This window comes from Mesorhizobium sp. WSM3868 (genome assembly GCF_002294785.1).
Classification (GTDB): domain Bacteria; phylum Pseudomonadota; class Alphaproteobacteria; order Rhizobiales; family Rhizobiaceae; genus Mesorhizobium.
This window is the reverse complement of sequence record NZ_NSGB01000004.1, coordinates 133,573-146,073: the sequence shown is the minus strand read 5'-3', so window position 1 is coordinate 146,073 and position 12,501 is coordinate 133,573. Positions and strand designations below refer to the sequence as shown.

The window sequence follows — 12,501 nt, the reverse complement described above, 5'->3', positions numbered from 1 at the left end:
GAAACCACGATTGGAAGCACGCCCCCGCTTCCACTCAGGCGACGTTTGGTCCGTGACCGCGACGCCATCAGGGGAAAGCCAGTGACCATGAAACTTGTTTCGCCCGGCGAAGCCGCGGCCAATAGCAATCACATATCGGTCGAGACCGACGAAGAATTCGTCCGCATCGGCGAGATGGCCAAGAAGTACGGCGTGACCTTGCGCACGCTGCGATTCTACGAGGACAAGGGCCTGCTCAATCCGAAGCGCGACGGCTCGACCCGTCTCTACACGCGCCGCGACAAGGCCCGGCTGAAGCTGATCCTGCTCGGCCGCAAGGTCGGGTTCTCGCTGCGGGACGTCAAGCAGATGATGGATCTTTACGATCCGACCGGATCCAACACCAAGCAGTTGCGGCTGGCGCTCGACAAGTCCGAGAAGCAGCTTGCCCGCTTGCAGAAGCAGCGCGCGCTGATCGATGAGGCTATCAGCGACTTGAGCAATTCGATGGCGATCGTTCGCCAGATGCTGGCCGAGCGGGCTGCGCCGCAGGCAAGCGCCGCCGGCTGATCTCACGCGAACGGCATAGCCCAGGATAGAGAAAGCCGCGTGGCTGCAGCCGCGCGGCTTTTTTGTTGCCCTGAGCCAGCGCTCATCAAAAATTTCGGGCTGCGACGAAGTTGACGTTTACGCAAACGTCAATATTTGCTATCGGGGGCATCGACATTGGCTCGGCCTCCCATCCACATCCGGATCGGGAACTTGCTGGACCGGCCGGACCGCAAGGGTGGAGGAAGGCATGACGATCTACAGGGCGCCCGTCCAGGACACGCTGTTCGTGCTCAACGACGTGCTCGGCTACCAGCGCTATTCTAATCTTCCGGGCTTCTCGGACGCTACGCCGGACGTCGTCGAGGCGATCCTTGCCGAAGGCGCCAAGCTCGCCGAAAACGTCATGCATCCGCTGAACCGGGTCGGCGACATGGAAGGCTGCGTGCGCCATGAAGACGGTAGCGTGACCACGCCCAAGGGCTTCAAGGACGCTTTCAGCCAGTATCGCGAGGGTGGCTGGATGGGCCTAGCGGCACCCGCCGAGTTCGGCGGCCAGGGTCTGCCCTATACAGTCCACACCGCGGTCTCCGAATACATGGTGTCCGCCAATATGGCGCTGATGATGTATCCCGGCCTCACGCAGGGCGCGATCGCGGCCATCGTCACCCATGGCACGGACGAGCAGAAGGCCACCTGGTTGCCCAGGCTGATCGAGGGCGCCTGGACCGGTACCATGAATCTCACCGAGCCGCATTGCGGCACCGATCTCGGCCTGCTGCGCACCAAGGCGGTGCCCAATGGCGACGGCACCTACAGGATTTCCGGCCAGAAGATCTTCATCTCCGCCGGCGAGCACGACATGGCCGACAACATCGTGCATCTGGTGCTGGCCCGCGTCGAGGGGGCGCCGGAAGGTGTCAAAGGCATTTCGCTGTTCATCGTGCCGAAGTTCAAGCTCGACGACTCGGGCAATGTCAGCGCGCGCAACGCGCTCTCCTGCGGCTCGATCGAGGAGAAGATGGGCATCCACGGCAACTCGACCTGCGTCATGAACTATGACGAGGCCGAAGGCACTTTGCTCGGCGAGTTGAACGGTGGCCTGAAGGCCATGTTCACTATGATGAACGAGGCCCGCCTGGGCGTTGGCCTGCAAGGGCTCTCGGTCTCGGAGATCGCCTACCAGAACGCGGTGTCCTACGCCAAGGACCGCCTCCAGGGGCGCTCGCTGTCGGGCATCAAGGCACCGGACAAGAAGGCCGACCCGATCATCGTCCATCCCGATATCCGCCGCTCGCTGATGACCATGAAGGCGTTCAACGAGGGCGGCCGAGCGCTGGCGCTGTGGACGGCGATCAAGTCGGACGTCGCGCACCGCTCCGGTGACGACAGGGACCGCCAGTCGGCCGACGACTACACCGGTCTGATGACGCCGGTGGTCAAGGGCGTGCTGACTGACAGGGGCTTCGATCACGCCGTGATGGCGCAGCAGGTGTTCGGCGGCCACGGCTACATCGAAGAACACGGCATGAGCCAGTTCGTGCGCGACGCCCGCATCGCCATGATCTATGAAGGCGCCAACGGCATTCAGGCGCTTGATCTGGTCGGCCGCAAGCTGGCGCAGAATGGCGGCCGCGCCGTGCAGGCCTTCTTCAAGGAGGTCGGCGAATTCTGCGAGGAAAACCGCGCCGACGACAAGATGGCGCCCTTCACCAAGGCGCTGAAGAAGGGCCTCAACGACCTGCAGGCCGCGACCATGTGGCTGGTGCAGAATGCCATGGCCAGGCCCGACAATGCGGGCGCCGCCTCGACCGACTACATGCATCTCTTCGGCCTAGTGGCATTGGGCTACATGTGGGGCCAGATGGCCAAGGCCGCCCAAACGAAGCTCGCCGAAGGTGCCAATGGGGCCTCGTCGTTCTACGACAACAAGCTGGTGACGGCGCGCTTCTTCATGGAGCGGATCATGCCGGAGACCGCGACGCGCCTCGCCCGCATTTCCAGTGGCGCGGATACGCTAATGGCGCTGCCGGCGGAAGCGTTCTAGAAATGCTCGGCGTCCCCCTCCCCCTTGAGGGGAGGGTGGCCCGAAGGGCCGGGAGGGGTCGCCTGCGACGAACTCGACGCCAATTCTGGCGACGCACCCTGGGAGAAGGACTAACACAATGCCCCGCACGCGGGTCAGTTTCGAGATGCGACAGAAAGCGCGCTCGCTTCGTCTGCACACGACGAAGGCCGAGTCCCTGCTGTGGTACGAATTGCGCGAGCTGATGGCTGATGGCCTGAAGTTCAGGCGGCAATCGCCGATCGGCCCGTACATTGTCGATTTCGTCTGCCCGAAGGTCAAACTGATCGTCGAGGTCGACGGCGACCTGCACGAAACCGAAGCTGGCAGACGTCATGATGTGAACCGCGACGCCTATTTGCGGTCACTCGGGTACGTCGTTGTCAGGATTGATGAGCCTGATGTCATTAACAGTGCATGGCATGTGGCGCAGTTTGTTAAGGACAAGGCCGAGCACCTCATCGGCGACCCCTCCCGGCCGCTTCGCGGCCACCCTCCCCTCAAGGGGGAGGGGGACGCCGGCGCAGTGGAGGAAACAGCATGACAAATCCAGCCGAAGTTCTTGGCCTGCCGAAGCCCGCCTGGGCGGCGGACGAAGTCGGCATGCTCTACGAGATGGCGAACCGCTTCATGTCGGAGGAGATCGCGCCGCGCTACGAAGAGTTCGAGAAGAACGAGATTTTCGACCGCGAGAGCTGGCTGAAGGCGGGCGCCGCCGGCCTGCTCTGCGCCTCCATGCCGGAGAAATATGGCGGCTCCGGCGGCACCTTCGCGCATGAGAGCGCCATCATCGAGGCTATCGGCCACGTCGGGGTCGACGGCTTCGGCATCGGCCTGCACAACTCGATCGTCGCGCCATACATCCTGCACTACGGCTCCGAGGAGCAGAAAGAAAAATGGCTGCCGAAACTGGCGACCGGCGAGCTGATCGGCGCCATCGCCATGACCGAGCCCGGCGCCGGCTCCGACCTTCAGGGCGTCAAGACCCGTGCCGAGAAGGACGGCAATCACTACAAGATCAACGGCTCCAAGACCTTCATCACCAACGGCCAGCTTGCCAACCTTATCATCGTCGTCACCAAGACCGATCCGGACAAGGGCGCCAAGGGCACCTCGCTGATCGTCGTCGAGACCGACGAGGTCGAGGGCTTCGAACGCGGTCGCAACCTCGACAAAATAGGGCTCAAGGCCAACGACACCTCCGAGCTGTTCTTCAACGACGTGCGCGTGCCGACCTCCAACCTGCTCGGCCATGAGGAAGGCAAGGGCTTCGTCCAGCTGATGCAGCAATTGCCGCAGGAGCGGCTGCAGATCGGCACCGGCGCGATCGCCATGATCGAGCGGGCGCTGGCGCTGACCATCGACTACGTCAAGGAGCGCAAGGCCTTCGGCAAGGCGATCATCGATTTCCAGAACAGCCAGTTCAAGCTGGCCGAGCTGAAGACCGAGGCCACGATCGGCCGCGTCTTCTACAACGACTGCGTCGCCCGCCACATCGACGGCGGCCTCGACCCGGTCACCGCCTCTATGGCCAAATACTGGCTGTCCGACCTGCAGGGCAAAGTCGTCGACGAATGCCTTCAACTGCATGGCGGCTATGGCTACATGAACGAATATCCGATCGCCCGCATGTTCCGCGACGCCCGCGTCCAGCGCATCTACGGCGGCACCAACGAGATCATGAAATTGCTGATCGGGCGCTCGCTGTGAGCGCAGCGACCGGCAAACCCAAGGAGCACGAAAATGGCCGACGCTTACGTCTATGACGCCGTGCGCACGCCGCGCGGCAGAGGCAAGAAGGATGGCTCGCTGCACGAGGTGCCGGCGGTGCGGCTCGCGGCAAAGACCCTTGAGGCGCTGCGTGACCGCAACGCGCTCGACACCGGCACTGTCGACGACATCATCTTCGGCTGCGTCGATCCGGTCGGCGAAGCGGGCTCGGTCATTCCGCGCGCCGCCGCCTTCGAGGCCGGCTACGATACCAAGGCGCCCGGCATGCAGATATCGCGCTTCTGCGCTTCCGGACTCGATGCCATCAATTTCGGCGCCGCCAAGATCGCGCAAGGCGCGGACGAGATCGTCATTGCCGGGGGCGTAGAATCCATGTCGCGTGTCGGCATGGGCATGTCCGGCGGCGCCTGGTTCATGGACCCCTCCGTCGGCCTTCCCGGCTGGTTCGTGCCGCAGGGCATCTCGGCCGACCTGATCGCGACGAAATACGGGTTCAGCCGCGACGACGTCGACGCTTACGCCGTCGAGAGCCAGAAGCGCGCCGCCAAGGCGTGGGACGACGGCCGCTTCAAGAATTCGGTGGTCCCGATCAAGGACCAGAACGGCCTCACCATCCTCGACCGTGACGAGCACATGCGGCCTTCGACCGACATGCAGTCGCTCGCCTCGCTCAATCCGTCCTTCGTCATGCCGGGCGAGATGGGCGGCTTCGATGCGGTGGCCGTGCAGAAGCATCCGGAAGTCGAGGAAGTGAACCACGTCCACCATGCCGGCAACTCGTCCGGCATCGTCGACGGCGCCGCTGCTGTACTGCTCGGCTCCAAGAAGGCCGGCAAGGCCATGGGCCTGAAGCCCCGCGCGCGCATCCGCTCGTTCGCCAATATCGGTTCCGAGCCGGTGCTGATGCTGACCGGCCCGGTCGACGTCACCGAAAAGCTCTTGAAGCGTGCCAAGATGAAGCTGTCGGACATCGACCTGTTCGAGCTCAACGAGGCCTTCGCTTCCGTTGTGCTGCGCTATATGCAGGCCTTCGACATCCCGCATGACCAGATCAACGTCAATGGCGGCGCGATCGCCATGGGCCATCCGCTCGGCGCCACCGGCGCGATGATCTTCGGCACGGTGCTGGACGAGCTGGAGCGCCGGGACCTGAACACCGCGCTGGTCACGCTCTGCATCGGCGCCGGCATGGGCACCGCCACCATCATCGAACGCGTCTGACGGGGAGAGAAAAGATGAGCTACACCAATTTCACCCTCGACGTGGACGCCGACGGGATCGCGCTGGTCACCTGGGACATGCCGGGCCGCTCGATGAACGTCTTCACCGAAGAGGCGATGCGCGAGCTCAACGCCATCGTCGATCGTGTGGCGGGCGACGCCGCCATCAAAGGCGCGGTCATCACCTCCGGCAAGGACACCTTCTCCGGCGGTGCCGACATCACCATGCTGCAGAAGATGCTCGCCACCTTCGCCGTCGAAAAGGAAAAGGACCTCGAAAAGGCGACCAAGGCGCTGTTCGACAATGCCGGCTATATGACCGGCCTGTTCCGCAAGATCGAGACCTGCGGCAAGCCTTGGGTGTCGGCGATCAACGGCACCTGCATGGGCGGCGCCTTCGAGATGTCGCTCGCCTGCCATGGCCGCGTCGCGGCCGATTCCGACAAGGTGAAGATGGCACTTCCCGAGGTGAAGATCGGCATCTTCCCGGGGGCCGGCGGCACTCAGCGCGTGCCGCGGCTGACGGATCAGCAGCAGGCGCTGCAGATGCTGACCAGCGGCCAGAATCTGACGCCGCAAAAGGCGAAGTCGATGGGCCTGATCCACGAGATCGCCGAGCCGAAGAAGCTTGTCGAGACCGCCAAGGCGATGATCAAAAACGGCCTGAAGCCGGTGGCGCCGTGGGACGAAAAGGGTTTCAAGCTGCCCGGCGGTCCGATCTATTCGGCGGCCGGCGCCAATCTTTGGCCGCCGGCCATCGCCATCCTGCGCCGCGAGACCTTTGGCAATTATCCGGCGGCCGCCGCGATCCTGAAATGCGTCTATGAGGGCCTGCTGGTGCCCTTCGACACCGGGCTCCGGATCGAGCAGCGCTACTTCACCGAGATCATGCAGACCAAGGAAGCGGCGGCGATGATCCGCTCGCTTTTCGTGTCGCTGCAGGAACTGAACAAGGGCGCGCGCCGCCCGGCCGGCGTGCCGGACAGCAAGTTCAAGAAGATCGGCATCCTCGGCGCCGGCTTCATGGGCGCCGGCATCGCCTATGTCACGGCCAGGGCCGGCATTCCGGTCGTGCTGCTCGACCGCGACATGGAGTCGGCCGAGAAAGGCAAGGCGCATTCCGACGGCCTGATTTCGGACCAGGTGAAGAAGGGCCGCGCCAAGCCCGAAGAGAAAGACAAGTTGCTGTCGCTGATCACGCCGACGGCCGACTATGCCGACCTTGCCGGCTGCGACCTTGTCGTCGAGGCGGTGTTCGAGGATTCAGGCGTGAAGAAGCTCGCCACCGAGAAAGCGGAAGCGGCGCTGAAGTCCTCGGCGATCTTTGCCTCGAACACTTCCACCATTCCGATCACCTCGCTGGCGAAGAACTCGGCGCGGCCGAAAAACTTCATCGGCATCCACTTCTTCTCGCCCGTCGACAAGATGATGCTGGTCGAGATCATCCTCGGCAAGAAGACCGGCGACAAGGCGCTCGCGGTCGCGATCGACTTCGTACGCGCCATCAAGAAGACGCCGATCGTCGTCAACGACACGCGCGGCTTCTACGTCAATCGCTGCGTGCTGCGCTATATGTCGGAAGCCTACAAGATGCTTATCGAAGGCGTCCCTGCGGCGATGATCGAGAACGCCGCCAAGGCCGCCGGCATGCCGGTCGGCCCGCTGGCGCTGACCGACGAGACGGCGATCGACCTTGCCCAGAAGATCATGAAGCAGACCATCAACGATCTAGGCGAGAAAGCCGTCGACCCGAAGCAGATGGCGCTGATCAACACCATGGTCGACACGCATGGCCGCTTCGGCCGCAAGAACGGCAAGGGCTTCTACGACTATCCTGCCAAGCCGGCGAAGAAGAAGCTGTGGCCGGGTCTCAAGGATCTCTATCCGCAGCTGAAGCCCGAGAAGGTCGACTACGAGGAGCTCAAAGAGCGCCTGCTGGTCACCATCGCCCTGGAGGCGGTGCGCGTCATGGAGGAGGGCATCGTCACCGATCCGCGCGAGGCGGACGTCGGCTCGATCCTCGCCTTCGGCTTCGCGCCGTTCACCGGCGGCGCGCTCTCCTACATCGACGGCATCGGCGCCAAGCGTTTCGTCAAGATCGCCAAGGGCCTGCAGAAGAAATACGGGGCCGAGTTCAAGGCGCCCAAGCTTTTGCTCGACATGGCCGAGAAGGGCGAGACTTTCTACCAGCGCTTCGACCCTTACCAGAAGGGCGAGGTCAAGAAGGCCGCCTGACGAACTCCGATGTATGTCTGGGGGCGCCTCGCGCGCATGATGGCCACGGCGCGTAGCCGTGGCCCTTATCAAATCGGCGATCAGAGCCGGCTGCCTTTCGCTGCCTGCCGACCGACATCGATTTCAACAGCCATCTCAACAATGCCCGTTACATGATGCTGGCCGATCTTGGCCGTATCGACGTTTTTCTTCGCGTCGGTCTTGTCGCGCTCGCGCGGCGGAACGGCTGGGCGCCGATGATCGGCGGGCTGCAATCGGCCTATGTGCGCGAGATCAGGCTGTGGCGCCGCTTCGAGGTGGTGTCGTCGATCGAGACCTGGGAAGGCACTTCGGTGATCGGCAAGCACCGCTTCGTCCTCGACAATGGCGAGACAGCGGCGCTGATCCTGACCACCGGCGGCGTCTATGACCGGCGCGGCCGCCGCTTTCTCGAGATTGAGGCAGTCGTCGCGGCGCTCGGCCATTCGGCGCAACCGCGCCCGCCGACCGAGCCCGAGCAAGCATTCATGATCTCGCACCGGAACCTCCGCGAGCAGGCCAAGCGGGCCTGATCGAGCAAGCGTTCAATGTTCGGCCCGGAAGGTTTTGCCCAGATCGACCGCGTCGCCAAAATAGTGCCGGAACACATAGAACAGCGGATTCCATCGCGCAGTGTCGATGTGGTTCGTTCCCGGCAAGACGATGCTGCGGTGCGCATGAACCCGCTGCACGTCTACCTCCATGATGAGGTGCGTCGAGGATGCGCCTTGCTGCTTCGCGCTGCGATGGCAGGTCAACAGGCGTGTTTCGAACTGCAGGGGGCATTCTGCGATGCGCGGCGTCCGGATCAATTCGCTGGGCTGGATCGCAAAGCCGCCTAGAGCGAACTTGTCGGCCTCATGAATGAACCCCAATTCGGCCTTGTGGGGTGGCACTGGATTCGCACCCGTGGTGCGCGCGATCCGTTCGACATTCGCCCAGAGGCTGGCCGCGGGAAAATTGAGGGTGCATTCGCCATCCCGCAGAAGATTGCTGGCGCCCTGGGTCGCCGAACTCAAACCGAGGACCACGCATGAACCCAAGGCCCACGCGGACGACATGGGTGTAATGTTGGCGGCGCCGTCATGGTTTCGGGTAACCATCAGGACGACAGGCGTCCCAAAATAAAGAACGGATGGGGCGATGGATTGGTGGTTCGGCAACATGAGCAGTCCTTCGCAATTCGAGAACCGTACCCTACCAAGCTTGCGCACCGAGACGTTTCGGCCGGGGTCGAACGATGCATTGCGCACGCGGCGACATGTCGGTGCCGGCGCCCGGCACAGGATCGAGTCCCATCAATCCTGCGGAAGCGGGCGACTTTCTCTCGAATCCGCTGTTCGCGCCGGTGGACAATTGAATGGTCGCGCGCTAGACAGCAGTGAGGCATTTTTTCCTGTTTTTCGAAGGAGAGCGGACTTGCTCTCACACGATCGCGTCTGGGCCGCAATCGATGCTCTTGCCGAGCGCTATTCGCTCTCGGCTTCCGGTCTCGCCCGCCGCGCGGGCCTCGATTCGACCGCCTTCAACAAATCCAAGCGCCTGTCCTCCGACGGCCGGCCGCGCTGGCCTTCGACCGAATCGCTGGCCAAGATCATCGAGGCCACCGGCGCCTCGCTGGAAGAATTCACCGTGCTGGTTGAGGGTCGCAGTGCCTCCGCCGTGCCGCCGCCGCGTATGGCCGTGCCGCTGCTTGGCTTCGCCCAGGCCGGTGCCGGCGGTTTCTTCGACGATGCCGGCTATCCCTCGGGGCAGGGCTGGGATCTGGTCGAGCTTCCGGCGCGGGCGGCGGAAACCTCCTATGCGCTGAAGGTCCAGGGCGATTCCATGCTGCCGCTCTACCGCAATGGCGACGTGCTGATCGTCGAGCCGGGCGCGCCGACGCGCAAGGGCGACCGCGTCGTCGTCAAGACCACCGCCGGCGAGGTGATGGCCAAGGTGCTCGACCGGCAGACCGCGAAGTCGGTCGTGCTGGTCTCGCTCAACCCCGCTCACCCGGACCGCGATATCCCGATGAGCGAGGTCGAGTGGGTGGCGCGGATCGTCTGGGCAAGCCAGTAGGTCCGGGCTGGTGCGGGTCCTCCATCTTGCCCTGGCGCTTGTGGCGGTTCCGGCAATGGCGGCGCTGGTCGTCGCCGGAGGCCGCTCGCTGAAGGGCAGCGAAAGCGTCGTCGCGGTCGATCAGATCGATCCGGCCAATGCACTTCCGGGGCAAGACGCCGATGTGGCGTCTCGGGAACCGATAACTGCGGAACCGGCGACGTCCGCCATTCTGGCGCCTGCCGCGCCACAGCCGCCCAAGCCGGTGGCGCATTCGCGGGCGATCGATCCCGACGTGGTGGCGCCACCCGAAGTGCCTGCCGAGGAACTGGAACGGGTCGAGCCGCGCGGGCCGCTCAGCGATCTGGCGCTGGCCGGTCCGCCCAAGCCGCGGAAAACGAAACTGCCGGATGGCGAGGAGGGCACCAAGTTGCTCCAGCCCGTCGCCACCGCCGCCGGCCTGATCAAGGCCAAGGATTACTCCATCGCTGTGTCGGGCATCGACATCGTCAAAGAGGACGAGACCTGCAGCGACGAAGGCAAGTCATGGGACTGCGGGGTTCGCGGCAGGACGGCATTCCGCGCTTTCCTGCGTGGCCGGACCCTGGTCTGCTCCGTGCCGCCGCAAGGCGGGCAGAAGGCCATAGCGGTCAAGTGCTGGGTCGGCAACAAGGATGTCGGTCTGTGGCTGGTGGAAAACGGCTGGGCCCGCGCGGCGCCAGGCGGCCCCTATGTCGAGGCGGGCGACAAGGCGCGCGCGGCGAGGAAAGGCATTTTCGGCGCCGCTCCGAATCTCGGCGGCCTGCCGGCATTGCCGGCCGCCACCGGCCCGGCGCCCGCCGCGCCGAGTTCCATCCTGCCAGCGGAAGATGGCGACGTTACGCAGCCAGCTGACCAGCCAGAGCCCGCTCAATGAGCGCGCGCGTCTCCGTAGTGCCGTAGAGCGCCGCGAAAGAGCCGAAACGCGGCCCCCGTTCCTGTCCGATCAGCACCTGATAGATCATCTGGAAGAAGGCGACCGACACGCCGGGTCCGCCTTCCGGGCTCTGCTTGGAATGGTCCTGATAGCGCTCGATCCGCCGCGCGACGTTGAGCGCCGCGTTCTGGATCGCCTCGCCGTCCGCGCCCTGCGGCAGCTCGCCGAGCGCTTCCGAAAGCTTCGCCAGCGCCTCGCGCTCCACCTCGTCGGCGGCGCGATAGACCTTGGTCGGTTTCACGAAGTCGTCGAAATAGCGGATGGCATACCCGGTCAGCCGGTCGAGCTCGGGGTGCGTCTGCGGCGTCACCCCGGACGCATGGCGCGAGATGAAACCCCACAGCACCGCCTTGTCATGCGCGTTGGAGGCGCTGACCAGATTGAGCAGCAGCGCGAAGGGGACCGGCAGGTCGATGGCCGGCGGATTGCCGTCATGCATGTGCCAGACCGGGTTGCCGAGCCGCTCCTTCCACTCCTGGCGCGGATAGGCGGACAGGAAGGCGTAATATTCGTCGACCGCCTTCGGGATAACGTCGAAATAAAGCTTCTTGGCCTGCCGCGGCCGCTGGTACATGTAGAGGCCGAGGCTCTCGGTGGGCGCATAGGTCAGCCATTCGTCGATGGTGAGCCCATTGCCCTTCGACTTCGAGATCTTCTGGCCGTTCTCGTCGAGGAACAGCTCGTAGACGAAATGCTCCGGCGCGCGGCCGCCGAGGATGTTGCAGATGCGGTCGTAGATCGCCGCGTTGGTCTGGTGGTCCTTGCCGAACATTTCGAAATCGACGCCGAGCGCTGCCCAGCGCATGCCGAAATCCGGCTTCCACTGCAGCTTCACATGGCCGCCGGTGACCGGCAGCGTGGTCTCGCTGCCTTCGTCGTCGAAGGTGATGGTGCCGGCCTTGGCGTCGACATGCTTCATCGGCACGTAGAGCACGCGGCCGCTTTTCGGCGAGATCGGCAGGAATGGGCTGTAGGTCGCCTGGCGTTCTTCGCCGAGCGTCGGCAGCATCACCGCCATGATCTCGTCATAGCGCTCGGCGGCGCGCAACAGCACTTCGTCGAAGCGCCCGGACTTGTAGTATTGGGTCGCGCTGGCGAACTCATAGTCGAAGCCGAACGTGTCGAGGAAGCGGCAGAGCATCGCGTTGTTGTGGTCGGCGAAGCTCGCATAGCCGCCGCCGAACGGATTGGGCACCGATGTGAGCGGCTTGTGCAGGTAGGGCTCGAGCGCTGCGCGATCGGGCACGTTGTCGGGAATCTTGCGCATGCCGTCCATATCGTCGGAGAAGCACAAAAGCTTGGTCTTGACCTTGTCCTGCGTCAGCACGCGGAAGGCGTGCCTCACCATCGTGGTGCGCGCCACCTCGCCGAAGGTGCCGATATGCGGCAGGCCGGACGGGCCGTAGCCGGTCTCGAACAGGACGGTATCGGGAAAGTCCTTGTTCTTGTAGCGGGCAATGATCTTCTTGGCTTCTTCGAACGGCCATGCCTTGCTTTCGGCGGCGGCCGCAAGCATCTCGGCATTGAGATCGATGATGTTTGATCCCGTCATGTCACTTTCCAGGTAATCTGCCGGCCAGATGTGTCGGCTTGGGCGCGTAAAGATTTTCACCCGGTCTCTAGGCGCGACGGGCCGGAGCGTCAACGATTTGCGGCGCTTTTCCTTGCGGCGCCTCAATGGCAATCCT

At 64.0% G+C, this 12,501-nt stretch carries 10 protein-coding genes and 1 pseudogene; 9 read left to right on the top strand and 2 right to left on the bottom strand.

Features of this window, described 5'->3' with window-relative positions:
- Positions 1-87: 87 nt before the first annotated feature.
- The 7 genes and pseudogenes from CK221_RS08965 (at position 88) to CK221_RS08935 (ending at position 8,330) form a co-directional block, all read left to right on the top strand.
- Positions 88-549, top strand: coding sequence for a MerR family DNA-binding transcriptional regulator (locus CK221_RS08965; RefSeq protein ID WP_082980529.1), 462 nt, complete (start codon positions 88-90; stop codon positions 547-549).
- A gap of 229 nt (positions 550-778) precedes the next feature.
- Entirely contained in the window at positions 779-2,575 is a 1,797-nt protein-coding gene (locus CK221_RS08960) for an acyl-CoA dehydrogenase (RefSeq protein ID WP_095777599.1), read from the top strand.
- A 118-nt stretch (positions 2,576-2,693) separates the two neighbouring features.
- The gene (locus CK221_RS08955) at positions 2,694-3,137 is read left to right on the top strand and encodes an endonuclease domain-containing protein (protein WP_095777471.1); all 444 of its coding nucleotides are present in this window, start codon (positions 2,694-2,696) and stop codon (positions 3,135-3,137) included.
- Complete coding sequence (locus tag CK221_RS08950) at positions 3,134-4,303, top strand: acyl-CoA dehydrogenase family protein (protein ID WP_095777470.1); 1,170 nt, start codon at positions 3,134-3,136, stop codon at positions 4,301-4,303. Before CK221_RS08955 ends, CK221_RS08950 begins: the two co-directional genes overlap by 4 nt.
- A 33-nt stretch (positions 4,304-4,336) precedes the next feature.
- Positions 4,337-5,545 (top strand): acetyl-CoA C-acetyltransferase, encoded by a 1,209-nt coding sequence (locus tag CK221_RS08945; RefSeq protein WP_095777469.1) that lies wholly within the window; start codon positions 4,337-4,339, stop codon positions 5,543-5,545.
- Between the two features lie 14 nt (positions 5,546-5,559).
- The gene (locus CK221_RS08940) at positions 5,560-7,779 is read left to right on the top strand and encodes a 3-hydroxyacyl-CoA dehydrogenase NAD-binding domain-containing protein (RefSeq protein ID WP_095777468.1); all 2,220 of its coding nucleotides are present in this window, start codon (positions 5,560-5,562) and stop codon (positions 7,777-7,779) included.
- 9 nt (positions 7,780-7,788) lie between these two features.
- A pseudogene (locus CK221_RS08935) lies at positions 7,789-8,330 on the top strand (thioesterase family protein).
- Between the two features lie 12 nt (positions 8,331-8,342).
- Here the strand turns inward: CK221_RS08935 and CK221_RS08930 are convergent.
- The gene (locus CK221_RS08930) at positions 8,343-8,963 is read right to left on the bottom strand and encodes a flavin reductase family protein (RefSeq protein WP_095777467.1); all 621 of its coding nucleotides are present in this window, start codon (positions 8,961-8,963) and stop codon (positions 8,343-8,345) included.
- Positions 8,964-9,216: 253 nt separating this feature from the next.
- On the opposite strand from CK221_RS08930, the gene CK221_RS08925 reads away from it, so the two are divergent.
- Positions 9,217-9,858, top strand: a complete 642-nt coding sequence (locus tag CK221_RS08925) for a helix-turn-helix transcriptional regulator (RefSeq protein ID WP_095777466.1) — start codon at positions 9,217-9,219, stop codon at positions 9,856-9,858.
- A 10-nt stretch (positions 9,859-9,868) separates the two neighbouring features.
- Positions 9,869-10,753 (top strand): thermonuclease family protein, encoded by an 885-nt coding sequence (locus CK221_RS08920; RefSeq protein ID WP_245430595.1) that lies wholly within the window; start codon positions 9,869-9,871, stop codon positions 10,751-10,753.
- Here the strand turns inward: CK221_RS08920 and CK221_RS08915 are convergent.
- Positions 10,716-12,365 carry a lysine--tRNA ligase gene (locus CK221_RS08915; RefSeq protein ID WP_095777464.1) on the bottom strand — a complete coding sequence of 550 codons (1,650 nt, stop codon included), beginning with the start codon at positions 12,363-12,365 and terminating at the stop codon, positions 10,716-10,718. The genes CK221_RS08920 and CK221_RS08915 overlap by 38 nt on opposite strands.
- Between the last annotated feature and the right edge of the window lie 136 nt (positions 12,366-12,501).

Coding starts and splice junctions, on each gene's coding strand:
- CK221_RS08965 (WP_082980529.1), top strand. CDS start 88: ATGAAACTTGTTTCGCCCGGCGAAGCCGCGGCCAATAGCAATCACATA.
- CK221_RS08960 (WP_095777599.1), top strand. CDS start 779: ATGACGATCTACAGGGCGCCCGTCCAGGACACGCTGTTCGTGCTCAAC.
- CK221_RS08955 (WP_095777471.1), top strand. CDS start 2,694: ATGCCCCGCACGCGGGTCAGTTTCGAGATGCGACAGAAAGCGCGCTCG.
- CK221_RS08950 (WP_095777470.1), top strand. CDS start 3,134: ATGACAAATCCAGCCGAAGTTCTTGGCCTGCCGAAGCCCGCCTGGGCG.
- CK221_RS08945 (WP_095777469.1), top strand. CDS start 4,337: ATGGCCGACGCTTACGTCTATGACGCCGTGCGCACGCCGCGCGGCAGA.
- CK221_RS08940 (WP_095777468.1), top strand. CDS start 5,560: ATGAGCTACACCAATTTCACCCTCGACGTGGACGCCGACGGGATCGCG.
- CK221_RS08930 (WP_095777467.1), bottom strand. CDS start 8,963: ATGTTGCCGAACCACCAATCCATCGCCCCATCCGTTCTTTATTTTGGG.
- CK221_RS08915 (WP_095777464.1), bottom strand. CDS start 12,365: ATGACGGGATCAAACATCATCGATCTCAATGCCGAGATGCTTGCGGCC.